This window comes from Bacillus sp. 1A (assembly GCF_052682215.1).
Genome location: NZ_JBQYLZ010000001.1, coordinates 6,200,504 through 6,218,936 on the forward strand (window position 1 = coordinate 6,200,504; position 18,433 = coordinate 6,218,936).

At 36.8% G+C, this 18,433-nt stretch carries 15 protein-coding genes and 1 riboswitch; of the genes, 6 read left to right on the plus strand and 9 right to left on the minus strand.

The genetic code is table 11. From position 1 onward, the window contains the following. Positions 1 to 108 precede the first annotated feature (108 nt). Entirely contained in the window at positions 109 to 1,224 is a 1,116-nt protein-coding gene (locus ACUN0F_RS31720) for a M20 peptidase aminoacylase family protein (protein ID WP_445540766.1), read from the minus strand. A gap of 276 nt (positions 1,225 to 1,500) precedes the next feature. On the opposite strand from ACUN0F_RS31720, the gene nhaC reads away from it, so the two are divergent. Continuing rightward, on the plus strand, positions 1,501 to 2,922 hold the full coding sequence (gene nhaC, locus ACUN0F_RS31725; protein WP_264462492.1) for a Na+/H+ antiporter NhaC: 1,422 nt from the start codon (positions 1,501 to 1,503) through the stop codon (positions 2,920 to 2,922). Here nhaC and ACUN0F_RS31730 read toward each other — a convergent pair. Beyond that, entirely contained in the window at positions 2,911 to 4,182 is a 1,272-nt protein-coding gene (locus ACUN0F_RS31730; RefSeq protein WP_445540767.1) for a transcriptional regulator, read from the minus strand. The two genes, nhaC and ACUN0F_RS31730, sit on opposite strands and share 12 nt — an antisense overlap. A gap of 92 nt (positions 4,183 to 4,274) precedes the next feature. Here ACUN0F_RS31730 and ACUN0F_RS31735 point away from each other — a divergent pair, with 92 nt between their 5' ends. Together ACUN0F_RS31735 and ACUN0F_RS31740 are read left to right on the plus strand one after the other, a co-directional pair. Beyond that, positions 4,275 to 5,384: a mandelate racemase/muconate lactonizing enzyme family protein gene (locus ACUN0F_RS31735; RefSeq protein WP_000704461.1), complete on the plus strand. Its 1,110-nt coding sequence runs from the start codon at positions 4,275 to 4,277 to the stop codon at positions 5,382 to 5,384. Positions 5,385 to 5,398: 14 nt separating this feature from the next. Further along, complete coding sequence (locus tag ACUN0F_RS31740) at positions 5,399 to 6,094, plus strand: GNAT family N-acetyltransferase (protein ID WP_445540768.1); 696 nt, start codon at positions 5,399 to 5,401, stop codon at positions 6,092 to 6,094. A 260-nt stretch (positions 6,095 to 6,354) separates the two neighbouring features. Here ACUN0F_RS31740 and ACUN0F_RS31745 read toward each other — a convergent pair whose 3' ends face one another. The 4 genes from ACUN0F_RS31745 to rlmD form a co-directional block, all read right to left on the minus strand. Then, complete coding sequence (locus ACUN0F_RS31745; RefSeq protein WP_264462496.1) at positions 6,355 to 7,062, minus strand: M48 family metallopeptidase; 708 nt, start codon at positions 7,060 to 7,062, stop codon at positions 6,355 to 6,357. 95 nt (positions 7,063 to 7,157) lie between these two features. Beyond that, positions 7,158 to 7,676 (minus strand): YehS family protein, encoded by a 519-nt coding sequence (locus tag ACUN0F_RS31750; RefSeq protein WP_088121176.1) that lies wholly within the window; start codon positions 7,674 to 7,676, stop codon positions 7,158 to 7,160. A 511-nt stretch (positions 7,677 to 8,187) separates the two neighbouring features. Continuing rightward, the gene (locus ACUN0F_RS31755; protein ID WP_445540769.1) at positions 8,188 to 9,177 is read right to left on the minus strand and encodes a tRNA dihydrouridine synthase; all 990 of its coding nucleotides are present in this window, start codon (positions 9,175 to 9,177) and stop codon (positions 8,188 to 8,190) included. 160 nt (positions 9,178 to 9,337) lie between these two features. Further along, a complete protein-coding gene (rlmD, locus tag ACUN0F_RS31760; RefSeq protein ID WP_000105045.1) occupies positions 9,338 to 10,714 on the minus strand; it encodes a 23S rRNA (uracil(1939)-C(5))-methyltransferase RlmD in 1,377 nt (458 codons plus the stop codon). A gap of 121 nt (positions 10,715 to 10,835) precedes the next feature. After that, positions 10,836 to 10,937: riboswitch (purine riboswitch) on the plus strand. 202 nt (positions 10,938 to 11,139) lie between these two features. Here rlmD and ACUN0F_RS31765 point away from each other — a divergent pair. From ACUN0F_RS31765 to ACUN0F_RS31775, 3 genes are all read left to right on the plus strand, one after another. Next, positions 11,140 to 12,336, plus strand: a complete 1,197-nt coding sequence (locus ACUN0F_RS31765; protein ID WP_001200510.1) for a NupC/NupG family nucleoside CNT transporter — start codon at positions 11,140 to 11,142, stop codon at positions 12,334 to 12,336. 175 nt (positions 12,337 to 12,511) lie between these two features. Then, a complete protein-coding gene (locus ACUN0F_RS31770) occupies positions 12,512 to 13,594 on the plus strand; it encodes a polysaccharide deacetylase family protein (RefSeq protein ID WP_445540770.1) in 1,083 nt (360 codons plus the stop codon). Positions 13,595 to 13,710: 116 nt separating this feature from the next. Continuing rightward, positions 13,711 to 14,940, plus strand: a complete 1,230-nt coding sequence (locus ACUN0F_RS31775; RefSeq protein WP_000007364.1) for an aminopeptidase — start codon at positions 13,711 to 13,713, stop codon at positions 14,938 to 14,940. 224 nt (positions 14,941 to 15,164) lie between these two features. Here the strand turns inward: ACUN0F_RS31775 and ACUN0F_RS31780 are convergent, their stop codons facing one another. The 3 genes from ACUN0F_RS31780 to ACUN0F_RS31790 are packed head-to-tail and all read right to left on the minus strand — an operon-like array spanning position 15,165 to position 18,347. Further along, on the minus strand, positions 15,165 to 15,488 hold the full coding sequence (locus ACUN0F_RS31780; RefSeq protein ID WP_000263262.1) for a DMT family transporter: 324 nt from the start codon (positions 15,486 to 15,488) through the stop codon (positions 15,165 to 15,167). A gap of 47 nt (positions 15,489 to 15,535) precedes the next feature. Next, positions 15,536 to 16,987, minus strand: coding sequence for an NADP-dependent succinate-semialdehyde dehydrogenase (gabD, locus tag ACUN0F_RS31785; RefSeq protein ID WP_264462501.1), 1,452 nt, complete (start codon positions 16,985 to 16,987; stop codon positions 15,536 to 15,538). Then, positions 16,980 to 18,347, minus strand: coding sequence for a sigma-54 interaction domain-containing protein (locus ACUN0F_RS31790; protein ID WP_445540771.1), 1,368 nt, complete (start codon positions 18,345 to 18,347; stop codon positions 16,980 to 16,982). Before ACUN0F_RS31790 ends, gabD begins: the two co-directional genes overlap by 8 nt. Between the last annotated feature and the right edge of the window lie 86 nt (positions 18,348 to 18,433).

The following is an 18,433-nucleotide window of genomic DNA, read 5'->3' on the forward strand; positions in this document are numbered from 1 at the left end:
TCGAATTAATTGGTACGTGAAATTATATAAACGATTTTCGGAATATATCTATCGTAACTTCAAATATATCGACTTACCGACAAATTCCTACAAAAAAACAGGAGCTATCTAGCCCCTGTCCTCTAATACTTTCCATACAGTTTGCTTCAATATTTCTACTCCATCCATAATACAACTATGATCGAACTTCATATACGGATGGTGTAATCCAGGTTGTAGGTTGGCCCCTAGTCCAAGCATGACAGCTTTTAAATGTGGTCTCTTCACTGTGTAGTAATGGAAATCATCGCTTCCTGTCGTATACAGTGGTCCAGTGCATCCCTCTTCTCCGTATACTTCAAGAATGCCTTTTTGCATAAAGCGCTCAGCTTCTTCTGACACTTCAGCTCCTGGCGCGAGATCGATCCATTCGTATGAAGTTTTCGATCCAATCGATACAGCTGCTTCTATTACATGTTCTATTTTTTTCTTTAATTCTTTCAATAATGTATTATTTTCTGCTCTTACATCTAAACTAAAATGCCCGTTACCTGGAATGATATTTAAATTATCTCCACCAGCTTGGCACCTTGTCATCTTCACTGAATATGAACTTTGTGGTGGGAGCCATATGTTTTTCAAACCGATATTGATCATAGAAATGACATCAATTGCATTTATCCCTTGATGCGGGCGTGCCCCATGTGCATCATCTCCATGAATCGTCCCTTCTAAAAATCCTGCTGCTCCGTGACGAATAGATGGGGCAGCTTGTTTCAAAGGTAGTTCTTCAATCGGTCTTAAATGAACACCAAATAAGAAATCAGCATCATCCACAGCACCCTTCTCTACCATCTTTAAAGAACCATTTCCTTTTTCCTCTGCCGGCTGAAAAATAAATCTAACCGTTCCACTATCCCATCTCATATTTTTCAATTGTAAAATAAGCCCCATCACAATTGTCATATGAGCATCGTGACCACATGAATGATTCGCTTTAAACTCTCCGTCCACTTCTTGCCAAAGTGCATCCATATCGGCACGAATTGCAATAACTGGATTTCCGCTTCCAATTTCAGCAATCACGCCTGGGCAATCATCAAATATTTTATATGAAATTCCTTCTTCTTTTAAAAAGTTAGTAATATACGCTGTCGTTTCATACTCTTTCCAACTCACTTCAGGGTTTTCATGTAAATGCTGAAAAATTTCAGTTAACCGCTCTTGTAATTCTAATGTTTTCAAAGCTACATTCTCCTTCCCAAATTTCAAAACCATTCAGGTTAATTATACTTATGAAAAACAGATGTTTTTATGAACATATTGAATTTTAAGAAAAAAGTCAATTGTTTATTTTTAAATACGATCGACAACTTATTTCCACTCACTTTATAACGATAGAACATTCCTTATTTTCTGTTTTTTATTGACGCTTATATCAATTTTTAGTTATTATAATTTAATAACGTCTATTTTGCGACAATTCTAAAAATACAAACATACATAATGAGGAGGCAATTTATGAAAAAAGAAATACCTTTTGGCGTAGCAATAATCCCTATTATCATTACAGTTGCAGTTATGATGGTTACAATTGTTGTATTAAAACAAAGCCCTCACGTCCCACTTATTATCGGTACAACCGTTGCTTCTATCGTCGCTTGGCGTTACGGTTACAAATGGAACGACATTGAAGAAGCAATGTATAAAGGAATTCGCCTCGCATTACCCGCTATCGTTATCATTATTCTAGTAGGTTTAACGATCGGTGCTTGGATTGGCGGCGGAATCGTCGCAACAATGATTTATTACGGTTTAAATCTTTTAACTCCATCACTATTTTTAGTTTCAATTACAATTATTTGTTCTATTGTTGCATTAGCTATCGGTAGCTCTTGGTCTACAATGGGAACAATTGGGGTTGCAGGAATGGGAATTGGCCTAAGTATGGGAATCCCAGCTCCAATGGTTGCCGGTGCTATCATTTCCGGTTCTTATTTCGGCGATAAAATGTCACCGCTTTCAGACACGACAAACTTAGCTGCAGGATTAACAAATACAGATCTATTCACACATATTCGTCATATGTTATTTACTACAATTCCAGGTTTAATTATTACTCTTATCGTTTATGCGTTCTTAGGAAGAAGCTTCGGCGCTAACAATATTGATGCAAAAAGCATCGATCAAACGTTACAAGTATTGCAACAAAACTTTGTTATCTCACCTTTCCTATTAATCATACCTGTAGTTGTTATGGTATTGGTCGCTAAAAAGGTTCCTGCGATCCCAGCTATTCTCGTAGGTATAATTTTAGGATTTTTATCACAAGTCTTTATTCAAGGTGGTTCTGTCTCCGCATCTGTCGGTGCACTCCAAAATGGATTTGTCATAGACACTGGCAACAAGCTAGTAGACGAACTCTTTAACCGCGGTGGCTTAAATTCGATGATGAATACAGTTTCTATGACAATTGTCGCTATGACTTTTGGAGGAGTATTAGAACATACTGGCATTCTTCGCTCAATTGTAAATCAAATTTTAAAATTAGCGACATCAGCAAAAGGACTTATCGCTTCTACTATCGCATCTTGCTTTGCAACAAACCTTACTTGCTCTGAACAATATATTTCGATTGTTGTTCCTTCAAGAATGTACGCAAATGCATACACAGAAAAAGGACTACATTCTAAAAATTTATCCAGAGCATTAGAAGATGGCGGAACATTAACTTCTGTTTTCGTACCTTGGAATACATGTGGTGTATTTATACTCGCAACACTTGGAGTTGGCGCATTCGAATATGCTCCTTATGCTATATTGAATTTCATCGTACCTATTATTTCAATCATTTACGGCATAACTGGTCTCACAATTACGAAACTATCAGACATTGAAAAAGCGGAACTACTAAAAAAACAAAAGGCTCAACTAGAAGCTTAAAGATACCGGTAAATTCATTTCATATATTGCGCGAGGGCGCCCTTGTTGATAGGGCATTTCCTCGCCGCAAATATGAGCATACCCATAATCAACTAGTTTCTTTAATAACCTTTCTGTTGATCGGCGAGTCACTTGTAAGTATTCAGAAAGATCCGCTGCTGTAAACTTCAATGTTGGATGTGATTGACTAAATTGAATAATTTTTGACAAGTTGGCTGGACTCAGTTTCGTTTCCTTCGCTATTTTCATGAGTTCTGGGTTGTCATTCTTCAAACTTTGTACTCTCTGTTCTTTCGGGAACGGACCAAATAGTTCTTTATCACTTGTTAGTATATAAAAACAGTGGTCTATTGGATTATTCTTCGCGAAACTTTGAGCGATTTTAGCATTTTGCTCCGCTTCTTTCACAGTTTTTCCGTAACCAAATCCAATAGCTACCGTTCCTTCTATACTCGCAAATAAATGATTTATCATATTTGTTTTTATAATCGATTCAATATCACCACGAGTCGTATACAAAATGAACGTCATTTCATCAACTTTTTTAAATGAACCACGTAGTTCTTTTGAAATGACATCTAATTGCTCAAGCAAACCTTCTCGTAATTCTAAAGAAGAAATCATACAAGCACCAACAGTAGCTGAATGGCTTTTTGCTAACTCAGCTTTTATTTTCGCATCTTTTAACCCATGTATAATGGATTGCTTCGGATCTATCATACGCTCTGAAGGAATACCTATTTTTTGAAGTTCATCATAGACAGCGTGAATACTAGTTAAAGCTAAATGAGCATCTCCAGATTCATATTTAGCTACATGAAAATCAATAACTCTATTTATTTCATCTTTACTCCACAGCATATTTTCATAATCTAACACTTGTGGATTTTCTTTTATACCGATATCATGGAACACATTTGTAATGAATGAGCGGTCTACTAAATCAATTGAAATGTTATGTGGTTGAATACCTTGGTGATACATGACAGAAAGAATGGAAGATGCGACAGTTGTCTCGTCTTGCTGTAAGTACGTACTTGGAATTCGTAATTGTTCTCTTATTTCTTTTGCCATATAATAAGGTAAAGCACCTGAGAAAAAGATGAAATCACACGGCTTTAAACGCTTTAAAAGTTCAGAAGATTCCGCCGGATGAAGGTAAATATATGGATCAATCTCTATTTCTTCTAGTTTATGAGCGACAGGTAAAAGTGTCTCCATAAACTCTTTTGAACCGACAACTGCAATTTTTATCATCATTTCTCTAACTCCTTATCATTAATTAACGACTATTTAACGTCAACTATATCAAATGTACAAAACTATTGTAAACAGGAAGGGGTCTCTACCCAATGAAAATTACAGCTATTCATCTTTACGCAATTCGTTTACCGCTTCGCGATCCGTTTGTTATTAGTTATGGTTCTTATTCTGATATGCCTTCTATTATTGTCAAAATGGAAACAGATGAAGGCATTATCGGTTACGGTGAGGGCGTTGCTGATGATCACGTTACAGGCGAATCATGGGAAAGTACTTTCCATACTTTAAAACATACACTTGCTCCTGCGCTCATTGGGCAAAATCCAATGAATATCGAGAAAATACACGATATGATGGACAATACAATTTACGGAGTGCCTACTGCGAAGGCCGCGATTGATATTGCTTGTTTTGATATAATGGGCAAAAAACTAAATCAACCTGTATATCAATTAATTGGCGGACGCTACCATGAAGACTTCCCTGTTACTCACGTCTTAAGTATCGCCGAACCTGAAGACATGGCTGAAGAAGCTGCTTCCATGATTCAAAAAGGTTACCAATCTTTCAAAATGAAAGTCGGTACGAATGTAAAAGAAGATGTAAAAAGAATTGAAGCGGTACGTGAACGTGTAGGAAGTGATATCGCGATTCGTGTTGATGTAAACCAAGGATGGCAAAATAGCGCAAACACATTAACGGCCCTTCGTTCATTAGGTCATTTAAACATCGACTGGATTGAACAGCCTGTTGTCGCAGACGATATTGACGCAATGGCTCACATTCGCTCTAAAACAGACCTTCCACTTATGATTGATGAAGGATTAAAAGGTTCTCGTGAAATGCGCCAAATCATTAAATTAGACGCGGCTGATAAAGTAAATATAAAACTAATGAAATGCGGCGGCATATATCCCGCTGTAAAACTCGCTCATCAAGCAGAAATGGTCGGCATTGAATGCCAAGTTGGATCCATGGTCGAATCATCCGTTGCCTCTTCCGCAGGATTCCATGTCGCTTTCTCGAAAAAAATCATTACGAGCGTTGAACTTACAGGTCCATTAAAGTTCACGAAAGACATCGGAAACTTACATTACGACGTACCGTTTATTCGCTTAAACGAAAAGCCAGGACTCGGCATTGAAATAAATGAAGATACATTACAAGAACTAACCGTCTTTCAAGACGTTGTACGCTAAAGGAGGACTAACGCATGACAGTTCTATACAAAGGATTATTAAAACAAAATAACGAACCATTTCACGTTACATTACTAACACTAGAGAACATTGAACAAATCTTATCATTACAAAACGTTGTAGTTGAGGCGCTAGAGGATAAAAGTCGCTTACAACCACTCTCGTTAGAAGAGTTTCAATACATTCTAGAAGGAAACGGCATGATGATCGGTGCTTTTATCGAAAACAAACTCATCGCATTTCGTGCCCTACTCGTCCCTCCTATCGACGAAGAACATTTAGGACTTGATATTGGCATACCAGAAAGCGAACTACATCGCGTCATCTATCAAGAAATTTCAAATGTTCACCCGAACTGCCGCGGAAATGGGATGCAAAAAATATTAGCGACAGTCATCATGGACAAATTACAAAAAGAAGATAGCAAATACGATTACGTTTGTTGCACCGTTGCCCCTTTTAACATTCCGAGTTTAAAGGATAAATTTGCGCAAGGAATGGAGATTGCTGCATTGAAGAAGAAATATGGCAGGAGTATGCGGTATGTTTTTGTGAAGGAATTGCGTGGAGGCAAGGAAAGAAATTGGACGGATGTTAAGAGTGTTCCGATGAGTGATGCTATTGGACAGCAGGCGTTGCTTTCGGAAGGGTATCGTGGGTATGAGATGGAAAAAGTGGACGGAGATTTTGTTGTGAAGTTTGGGCGATGATCTATATGATCGAAAAAAGGAGATGTCCCTTGTGACATCTCCTTTTTTCGATCCGTTAAACAATTCTGTGGTAAATGAAATTATATCAACGATTTTTCGAATATATCTATCCTAACTTACAATATATCAACGATTTTTCAAATATATCTATCATAACTCACAATATATCAACGATTTTTCAAATATATCTATCATAACTCACAATATATCAACGATTCGACAAAGAATATCGATTTACCGACAAAAATCGATATTCCTTACTAAACCGTCATCTTCCAACTAGATAACGCTAACCAATTCTCCATTTCCTTATAATCGGGCATTATCTTCCCGACAAGACGCCAAAAAGAGCGATCATGATTTAAATGAACCATATGGCACATTTCATGAACAACTACATAATCAATTACTTGCTGTGGTGCCATCGCTAACTTCCAATTAAATGTTAGTTGTAAATTTGAATCACACGTTCCCCACGTGCGACTACTATCTGTAATACGAATAGAACGTGGTTTTGTTTTGAAGTTACTTTGATGCACTTTAATACTCTTCTCTACTAATGACTTACACTGCTTATAGTAAAATCGTTTTAAAGCCTGCTGGACTTTCTCATCCTTAAGCTCTTTCACATAAATATGTAGCTTATTACCTTCAAACACTGCATTGTCTTGCGTAATACTTGCATCTTGAGAAATCTGTATCGGATACGTATTCCCTAAATACAGAAAACCCTCTCCTTGATCATAATCCTTTTCCTGTGGTCCAAGCGCTCGCTCCTGCATTTCCTTACGTGTTTTCTGAATCCAATCCCACTTCTCCTCCAGCAGCTGTACTAAGTATTCAACAGGTGTCCCTTTCGAAGCCTGCACTTCCACATTTCCGTACGAATCTACAAAAAGACGCACCGACTTTTTCTTTTTATAAGTTATATGAAAATTAATTGTCTCACCTAAATATGTATGTACCATTTCATCACCTAGCATATTATTTTTACAAATAAAAAAGAGTAGGATACAAACGCCCTACTCTACCTATTATATCATTTGCTGCTTTAACAAACTCATTACCCTCTATACTTTACACCTAATCCCTTAATGAAATTCCTTGCGTATCTATCGCCGCACTCTTTGTAATTTTTATGGCCTTTCTTTCTTAATAGGGCTCCTAATTCTCCCTTTGTTACTGAAACGCCTACGCTATCTAATATATCAAGTACATCCTCACTCGTTAATGATAGTGCGATTTTCATTTTCTTTAGCAGAAGGTTATTCGCACTCTCTTTGCTTTGTACAGGTGCCGGTTGTCCTGGTTTCGGATCTTGCTTCCCTCTTTTTAAAGTAATAAATCCATTTAAAAATGCCTCTAGCATCATCATATCGCATGTTAATACGTACTCATCTTCGATTACATCATCATTTTCAGCTTCATGCTGAGGAGCTCTCTTTATTTTTGTAAGCATATCAACTACGTCTTCTTTCGTTACTTCCATACCACCAAGTTTAAAGATTTCTACCATATCTATATCTCTTATATCTAAAGCGTACCTTACTCTTTTTAATATATCGTTGTTGCTCATTGCCATTGTTTTGCCTCCTGAAATGTTAAATATAATAATGCTTTTTAGCATGTATAAATTAATGTCGTCAAATTACTACTTTAACATTTTAGAGGTAGGTTTTGTAGTCTTAGGTGGATTAATGCTTGTGGGGATGATTTTATTTATTATTAAGAGATACTTCTAATAACGAATTTATTGTATTAGAAATTAAGAAAGGTCCTATCGATAGAAACGCCTTCAATCAAATACTGTAAAAAGTATTTTAGTTGGTAGTGGGATAGCTCCTTCCTTTGAGGATAATATTAATAAAGCAAAAAAGGATGGGGATTTACTATTAATTAACACACTAAAAAATGGACTAACCTAATATAGGTTAGTCCATTTCTTTTTATGCAACTCTAATTTAGTAGGCAACTCAAACGTAAATGTTACGCAAAATTCAGGTGAAATAGATTGATTATGTTTACTTAGGTTTTACTTTTTATTTGTGGTACGGTTCACCTTAATTAAAATGAAACAGTGTAACTTTCAAAAGTTACACTGTTTCACTACCTTCTACCACATTAGCACTCGCCTCAAACTTATTAAGCAATGCACGTACTTCATCCGTTGACTTCGTGCTCATCAATTGATTTCTTAATTCAGCAGCTCCAGGGAAGCCTTTTACATAAATTTTGAAGAAGCGATGTAGTCCTGTGATAGAGCGTGGTAATACTTCTGCATATTGATCTTGAAGATCAAGTTGTAGTCTTAAAAGATCAAGGTGTTCTTTACTGCTATGCTCTCTTGGCTCTTTTTCGAAAGCAAATGGATTTTTAAAGATACCTCGTCCGATCATTACACCATCAATGCCGTATTTTTCAGCAAGTTCCAGCCCCATTTTACGATCAAGGATGTCTCCATTGATTGTTATTAACGTATTTGGTGCAATACGATCACGTAATTTTTTAATTTCCGGAATTAGCTCCCAGTGCGCATCGACTTGGCTCATTTCTTCTCTTGTACGTAAGTGAATAGAAAGATTTGCAATATCTTGTTTGAAAATATGCGTTAACCAATCTTCCCACTCGCTTAACTCTTTAAAGCCAAGTCTTGTTTTTACGCTGACAGGTAATCCGCCCGCTTTTGCTGCTTGAATAAGTTCTGCCGCAACGTCTGGACGTAGAATAAGGCCACTACCTTTTCCTCTTGATGCTACGTTCGGTACAGGGCAACCCATGTTAATATCGATGCCTTTAAATCCTAACTCTGCCATACCAATACTCATTTGACGGAAATATTCAGGATTATCTCCCCAAATATGCGCCACTATCGGTTGTTCATCTTCTGTAAAAATTAAACGGCCACGTACACTTTTCATACCTTCTGGATGACAATAGCTATCCGAGTTTGTGAACTCTGTGAAGAATACATCTGGGCTACCAGCTTCACTTACTACGTGACGGAAAACAACGTCTGTCACATCTTCCATTGGTGCAAGTACAAAAAATGGTCGTGGTAAATCACGCCAAAAATTATCTATCATTTCAAATTCAAATCCTCTCAATATGAATGCAATTTCAAACTCTCAATTTATAATTTATGAAAATCAGCAATATTTATTTTAACTAAAATCGCTTATAAATGGTATTTTTGTAAACCAAAAAGCAGATGGTATAGATTCTCCTATATCAACTGCTTTCCTATTATACCAACTTAAGCCAAGCTACACACTCCACATGAGTCGTATGCGGGAACATATCAACAGGTTGTACTTCCTGCGTTTTATATCCGCCTTCTTCTAGTACTTTTAAGTCACGCGCTAATGTTGCTGGGTTACATGATACGTATACGACGCGTTTTGGTTTCATGTCGATGATTGTGTTTAGTAGTGCATCATCACAACCTTTACGCGGTGGATCTACGACCATTGTGTCGGCGATTATGCCTTCTTTGTACCACTTTGGAATAACTACTTCTGCTTCTCCTACGCCAAACTCAGCGTTTGTCATGTTGTTTAGTGCTGCGTTTCGGTTTGCGTCTTCGATTGCTTCTGGGACGATTTCAACGCCGTACACTTTTTTCGCTTTTTGCGCTAGGAATAAGGAAATTGATCCAATTCCGCAATAGGCATCAATTACTGTTTCGTTGCCATCTAGTTTTGCATATTCTAACGTTTTATCATATAGCACTTTCGTTTGCTCTGGGTTTACTTGATAGAATGAACGTGCTGAAATTGCAAATTTAATGTCACCGATAAAGTCATAAATGTATTCTGATCCGTACAGTACTGTCGTCGTGTCTCCGAAGATTACGTTTGTACGTTTCGTGTTTACGTTTTGAACAATCGATTTTACTTCTGGGAATTTCGCAGCAATTTCTTCAATGATTGCTTTTTTGTTTGGTAATTCTGCTGTACGAGTAATGAAGACAAGCATAATTTCCCCTGTTACTTGTCCGTAACGAGCCATTACGTGGCGAAGTGTTCCTTTGTTACGCTCTTCGTTGTATGCCGAAATACCGTGTTTTTCACAAATACGTTTTACTTCCTGGATTAATGTATCGTTTTCTTCTGCCTGAATTAAACATGATTCCATATTAATAATGTCATGTGTTCCTTGGCGATAGAAACCAGCTACAAGTCCACCTTCACGTTCTCCAATTGGTACTTGTGCTTTGTTACGGTATACCCATGGGTTCTTCATACCAAGTACAGGGTGCACAGGAACATCGCTTAATCCGCCAATGCGCTGCATAACGTCACGTACTTGTTTTTCTTTCGCTTGTAATTGTCCTTCATATGTTAAGTGCTGAAGCTGACAACCGCCGCACTGATTGTACACTGGGCATTCTGCATCTTTACGATATGGGCTCTCTGTATGAAGCTTCATTAAACGACCGAATGCGAAGTTTTTCTTCACTTTAATAATTTTAATTTGTGCTTCTTCACCTGGTAATCCGTTTTTAACGAAAATAGGATAGCCCTTTACTTTCGCAACACCGGCACCATCATGTGTTAAATCTTCAAATACTACATCTATAAACTCATTTTTCTCAACTGGTGGCGTCATTTTTGTACTCATTTTCCGACCTCTCTTTTTCATAACACTGCGTTACATTTTATCATACTTATATGGTCTATTTCTATCGGAAGAAAAAAAGCTATTGACGATAGTTCTCTGTTAATGTTACGCTACTACTAATTTAATACGGACGATGTTACCTCATATATACTCGATAATATGGATCGAGAGTTTCTACCCGGCAACCTTAAATTGCTGGACTATGGGGAAAACTAATGAATATTAGCCTATGTGCAAAAAAGGACTCATATTGATTAGCTTTCTCTCATAGATGAAAGTGAATCCATATGGGTCTTTTTTTATTTTCATTTTTCTAAAAGGTCAGACATCTTACGTATGACATAAAACTTCTTTGTTTTATTTTTAGTAATATAACGAGCGTTTTATGTACAAACTTTATACGAACTTCTGAAAGGGGCAACTACATGCAATATGTAATGAGCATTATCGGTATTCTTGTCGTTTTAGGTTTATGCTTTGCTTTGTCAAACAATAGAAGTAAAATCAACTTCCGTGCAATTGCTATTATGATTGGTTTCCAAATTTTAATCGGTTGGTTTATGTTTGGCACAAAAATTGGTCAACAAATTATCATCTTCATTAGTAAAGTTTTCAACAAACTAATTAAACTTGGTACGACAGGCGTCGATTTTCTCTTTAATGGAATTCAAAGAGATTTTGTCTTTTTCTTAAATGTATTATTAATTATCGTATTTTTCTCAGCACTACTTTCTATCTTTAGTTATTTAGGTGTTTTACCATTCATCGTTCGCGTTGTCGGCGGTGCAATTTCAAAAATTACTGGTTTACCACGCGTCGAGTCATTCCACGCAGTAAACTCTGTATTCTTCGGTTCAAGTGAAGCGTTAATCGTTATTAAAAACGATTTACAGCATTTTAATAAAAACCGTATGTTTATCATTTGTTGTTCTGCAATGAGTTCCGTTTCTGCTTCTGTTACAGCATCATACGTAATGATGTTAGATGCGAAATATGTACTAGCCGCTCTTCCGCTAAACTTATTCTCAAGCTTGATCGTTTGTTCGCTATTAACACCGGTTGATACGAAGAAAGAAGATGAAGTGATTCAAAAATTTGATAGAACTTTATTCGGAGACAGCTTTATCGGCGCAATGATTAACGGTGCGCTTGATGGTTTAAAAGTAGCTGGTATCGTTGCTGCATTAATGATCGCCTTCATCGGTGTGATGGAAGTTGTAAACTACGTAATTAGCGCAGCTTCAGGTGCAATGGGATATGCTGTTACTTTACAACAAATCTTCGGTTATATACTTGCTCCATTCGCATTCTTAATGGGTATTCCAACTCAAGACATTATCCCAGCTGGTGGAATTATGGGTACGAAGATTGTATTAAACGAGTTTGTAGCAATCCTTGATTTAAAAGGTGTTGCATCAACATTATCTCCACGTACAGTCGGAATCGTTACAGTATTCTTAATTAGCTTCGCAAGTATTAGCCAAATTGGTGCGATTGTAGGTACAATCCGTGCCCTTTCTGAAAAACAAGGAAGCATCGTTTCTAAATTTGGTTGGAAAATGCTATTTGCATCAACACTTGCCTCTATTTTATCTGCAACAATCGCTGGATTGTTTATTTGATACAAAATCACCTTACTCGTTGAAGTAAGGTGATTTTTTTATCTATTGTTACTTTTCTCATTCCATACATTTTCTTCAAATGATATGATGAACAAGGGTATATCCCCACCTCTCTTACAGCGGTGGGGATTTTAAATATGAGTATGCAACATAATACACAATAGAAGGTGATTTTATGAAAAAATACGCAGCAATCGCTTTATGCACATCTGCCATTCTAGCAGGTTGTACTACTAGCAATGTAAATCAAGAGCCTAAAAAAGAGAAAAAGGTTCAAGAGACTAAGAAACAAGAAGTGACCGTACAAGAACAAGGGAAAATTTCCTATAACCCAATTACATATGAATCTACTAATACTACTATTCACATGACAGATATAAAGGATACTTTAAGTGAGGTACAATATAAAATTTGGCGCACAGCTGATGGGAAGGAAAGTGCTAAATCTTTTTCTTCTAAAGAAAAGGAGAAACAATTTACACTTCCTTTTGACATAAAAGAATTTGAAGGAAAACGCGGTGAGTTTCAAATTGAAGCAATAGGAATGAAAGAAGATGGGAAAAACATTCCACTCACAAAATCTACTATTACTTTCGAGCAAAAGGTTCCCGTTCTTATGTGCCATGCAATCGATGATTATCATGGACAAGGCATTAAAGATTTATTCGTATCACCTGCTAATTTTGAAGCCCAGATGAAATATTTAAAGGACAACGGCTATACATTACTAACTTTTGAACGTTGGGGCGATATTAATAAAGTAAATAAACCTATCTTTGTTACATTTGATGACGGTATGAAAAATAATATGAATGCATTTCATGTTTTACAAAAACTAAAAGACGATACGTTTAAACCTACAGCAACAGAATATATGATTGTTGATAACGTTGATGTAGAAGGATCACTTTCTACATCTGACATAAAAGAAATGGTTGATTCCGGCATTTTCTCTATGCAATCTCATACTGCAACACATGCAGACTTGCCGAAAATTACAAACTATGAAGAAGAATTAAAAGAATCAAAGGAAAAGCTAGAGAAAATAACAGGTAAGCCTGTTATTGCAGTTGCTTATCCATTCGGTCATGTGGATGATAAAGTTGTTGCAGAAACGAAGAAATATTATCAATTTGCGACGACAACAAAATCCGGAAAGTTCATCACAAAAGGTGAACCCGATGAATTATTAAAAATGAAGCGTGTTCGCATACACAATTCGACGACTGTAGAACAATTTGCTTCTTCGATTAAATAACGATGAGAGCTCAATATATTTTGAGCTCTCTTTTTAAGCTATATTTATATATATTTTTTGAATTTTCTTGTATTATATATAGTAAGAAATCTTTCAAATTAAAGGAGATTATACATATGTCATTTGAACAAACGTTAGAGAAATATGCTGCTCTTGCAGTCAATGTTGGTGTTAATATTCAACCAGGACAAACACTATCAATTAGTGCACCTCTTGAAGCTGTACAATTTGTGCGCCTCGTTACAGAAAAAGCATATAAATCTGGTGCAAAACACGTATATGTGGACTGGAATGATGAGACGCTAACACGCTTAAAGTTCGACCTAGCTCCTGAAGAAGCATTCGCTGAGTTCCCATCTTGGAAAGCACACGCTCGTGAAGAATTAGCAAAAGAAGGTGCTGCATTTATGTCTATTTATGCAGAAAACCCTGATTTATTAAAAGGTGTAGAATCAACGCGTATCGCAACAGCTCATAAAGTAGCTGGTGAAGCAATGAAAGTATACCGTGATTACGTACAAGCTGATAAAGTAAGCTGGTGTGTCATTTCTGTCCCTACGAAAGAATGGGCTGCGAAAGTATTCCCTGACGTTGCACCAGAAGAACAAGAAGCAAAACTATGGGATGCTATTTTCAAAGCTACTCGTGCTGATTTAGAAAATCCTGTAGAAGCATGGAAAGAACACGATGAAACGTTACATACAAAAGTTGATTACTTAAACGAAAAGCATTATAAAGCTCTTCACTATACAGCTCCTGGAACAGATTTAACGATTGAACTTCCAGAAAAGCATGTATGGGCTGGTGCTGGTAGCTTAAATGAAAAGAACGTACCATTTATGGCGAACATTCCAACTGAAGAAGTATTTACAATGCCACTTAAAACAGGTGTAAACGGCCAAGTATCTAGCACAAAACCGTTAGCATTTGCAGGTAATATTATCGATAACTTCACGTTAACATTTGAGAACGGACGTATCGTAGATTATAAAGCTGAAACTGGTGAAGAAGCTTTAAAACATTTAGTAGAAACAGATGAAGGTTCTCACTTCTTAGGAGAAGTAGCTTTAGTACCTCATGATTCACCAATTTCAAACACAAATGTTTTATTCTACAATACGCTGTTTGATGAAAACGCATCTTGCCACCTTGCAATCGGAAGTGCTTATGCTTTCAACTTAGTTGGCGGAAAAACAATGTCTAAAGAAGAACTTGCTGAAAACGGAGCAAACAATAGTATTACACATAACGACTTCATGATTGGATCAGCTGAGCTTGATATCGACGGCATTACAGATGATGGCAGACATGAACCAATCTTCCGTAAAGGTAACTGGGCATTTTAATATAAAAGGAGGCTATCCTCAGGGATAGCCTCCTTTTATTATGTCATTTTTTGTCGGTAAATCGATATATTTCAAAAATCGCTGATATAAATTGAGTTACGTTCGATATATTTTAAAAACCGCTGATATATTTGGAGTTACGTTCGATATATCCAAAAAATCGCCGATATAATTCATTTACCAATGCACCGTCCCTAAGCAATGTCACAAAACGAAACTACTACTTATGATGCCGATGAAACCTTAAGCCCAATTACTCCTAAAACAATAAAGAGAATGCAAAATGCTTGGAATAAGCTAATGTGCTCTTTGAAAAAATACACGCTAATGATTGTAATAAGTAATGTTCCTACACCAGACCAAATCGCATAAGCGATACTTAAATGAATTTTTTTGACAACGATAGCAAATACGCTGAAACAAATTCCATAAAATACGAAAATAAGTACACTGGGAACGAGCTTTGTTAAACCATTTGATAGTTTCATCGCAATTGTTCCAGCTACTTCAAAAATAATTGTAACAAGTAATAATAACCAATATACCATACTAGAATCTCCTTCTCTGTTACCTTATAGAGATTCTAGTATACTACTTATAGTCCTAATGAAATATATTTAATTTCTAAATATTCCTCGATACCGAAATGCCCTCCTTCACGGCCAATACCACTTTCTTTAAAGCCACCAAACGGTGCTTGTGCAACTGATGGAAGTCCATCATTTAATCCGATAATACCGTACTCTAATGCCTCGCTAACTTGGAATGCTTGACTAATATCTTTTGTGAAAATATAAGCAGCTAAGCCATATGGTGTATGATTTGCACGTTCGATTACTTCTTCAACCGTTTTAAATTTCGCAACTGGTGCTACTGGTCCGAATGTTTCTTCATTCATACAAAGCATCGTATCGTTCGCCAATCCAATTACAGTTGGTTGCATAAAGTGTCCATCTAGCTCTGCAACCTTTTGACCACCAAATAAAACTGTTCCACCCTTTTGAATAGCATCTTCAATATGTTCCTGTACTTTCGAAACTGCATTCTCGTCAATAAGTGGTCCTACAGTCGTTCCATCACCGAAACCGTCTCCTACTTTTAACTGCCCTACTGCCTTTTGAAACTTCTCTGCAAATACTTCATACACTTCTTCCTGAACAAATACTCGATTTGTACATATACACGTTTGTCCTGCGTTACGGAATTTCGAACCGATTACCGCCTCTACAGCTTTATCTAAGTCCGCATCATTCATAACAATAAACGGCGCGTGACCACCTAACTCAAGTGAAACCTTTTTCATCGTTTGTGCAGCACTAGCCATTAATTCTTTCCCAATCTCAGTTGATCCTGTAAAGGAAACTTTTCGAACACGTCCATCTTCCATCCACGTATCAGCAATTGCTTTCGCACTGCCTGTTACAATATTTATTACGCCTTTTGGAATGCCCGCTTCATGAGCTAATTCAGCTAATTTCAACGCAGTTAATGGCGTTTGACTTGCAGGTTTTACAACTGCTGTACATCCTGCTGCAAGCGCCGGGGCTACCTTTCTCGTAATCATAGCAGCCGGGAAATTCCAAGGTGTAATAGCTGCCATAACCCCAACTGGTTGCTTCATAACTAAAATACGTTTATTTGGATGAGAAGCAGGAATCATTTCACCGTATACGCGTTTTCCTTCTTCTGCATACCATTCAACAAAGCTATTTGCATAATTCACTTCACCAAGTGCTTCTACAAACGGCTTTCCTTGTTCCCTCGTCATAATCGCTGCAATCTCTTCTTTATTTCCATCGATAAGTGTGAACCATTTTTTTAACTTCACTGCACGGTCTGCCGCTGTTAACTTAGACCATGATTTAAAAGCTTCATGAGCAGCATCAACAGCTTGCTTTGCCTCTGTTACCCCGCCCTTTGGTACCGTCGCAAATATTTCCTTCGTTGCTGGATTATTTACTTCGATTTGTTCTTGCAATGTAATCCACTCACCATTTATATACATCGCCTTTTTCTCTACATTTACAAACGTCGCTTTTTTATCCACTGTTTTCTTCCTCCTCTATAAGTTTCTTTATCTTCCTAGTGGCAGCAGATTGACTTATTTTTAAAAACTCCGCTACTTTATAACTCGATCCATATGTTTTATATGCTTTCAAAATAATATTCCGTTCTACTTCTTCTAACATTTTATAGAGACTTTGACCGGACTGTTCAACCGTTGATTCTTGCATCGCTATTGGCAAATCTTCTATCGTAACGATATCATCAGCAGTTATAACAATTCTCTCAATCACATTTTCAATTTCTCTATTATTTCCTTCCCACGGGTAACCAACAAACATTTGTAATGTGCTAGGTGCTAATTTTACATTCCGGCCATATTTCTCGTTAAAGTGCTGTAAATAATGATAAATGAGCGGCAAAATGTCTTCGGTTCTTTCCCTGAGTGGCGGAATTAAAATTGGAATGACATTCAGACGATAATATAAATCTTTCCGGAATGTTCCTTGTTTCACCATCATACTTAAATCTCGATTTGTTGCCGCTACAATTCTAACATCCACTTTTTTTAATTCTCTTCCGCCAATAGGACGAAACGTTTTTTCTTGCAACACTTGCAAAAGTTTCGCTTGAATTTCAAGTGGCATTTCGCCAATTTCATCTAAGAAAAGAGTTCCTTTATGAGCTGATTCTAATAATCCCTTTTTTCCTTCACGATTCGCACCTGTAAAAGATCCACCTGAGTATCCAAAAAGCTCTGATTCAATTAAATTCGTTGGCAATGCCGCACAATTAATTTCATAGAAACTTTCATTCTTCCTGTTACTCACTTCATGTAAATGACGTACTAATCGACTCTTCCCTACTCCTGTCTCACCTAAAACGAGAACTGTACTATCTACCACGGATATTTTCTTGATTGTCTCGACTATTTTTTGCATAGCGATACTTTTAAAAATAAGTCCTTCATGTTCATATGTTTCTCTTAATTCTCTTTTATATGTTTTTAACTGATTATCCATTTCCTCTACCTTTTGACGTAATTGGTAGAGCTCTGTAAGATCACGAGAATAACTAATTACTCTTCTTAAATTTCCCTCATTATCAAAAACAGGCCTTGTACGAACGTGTAAATACTCTCCTGATTTTGTCGTTTGAACGAGTTCAATCGGTCTCTTTTTTTCAATTACTTCTAACGTTGCCGATGGATAAAAGATACCATCCTTCTGCAATTCTTTCACATGCTTACCTACTAACTCTTTAGCAGCTAGTTGATAGTGCCTTTCACATGTACTATTTACACGCACAACGATTCCCTTTTCATCAGTCACAAAAATTTCGTCAAACGCATATTCAAATACATCTTGTAAATCCATTAACACTCGTTCCTTTTCTCCAACCATCCTAGCCACCCCTAACTTCTAATCCATCGATTCACTTCACTACCTTTATTATAAAGTGAATTTTCTGCACTTTATATAGAGTTAGC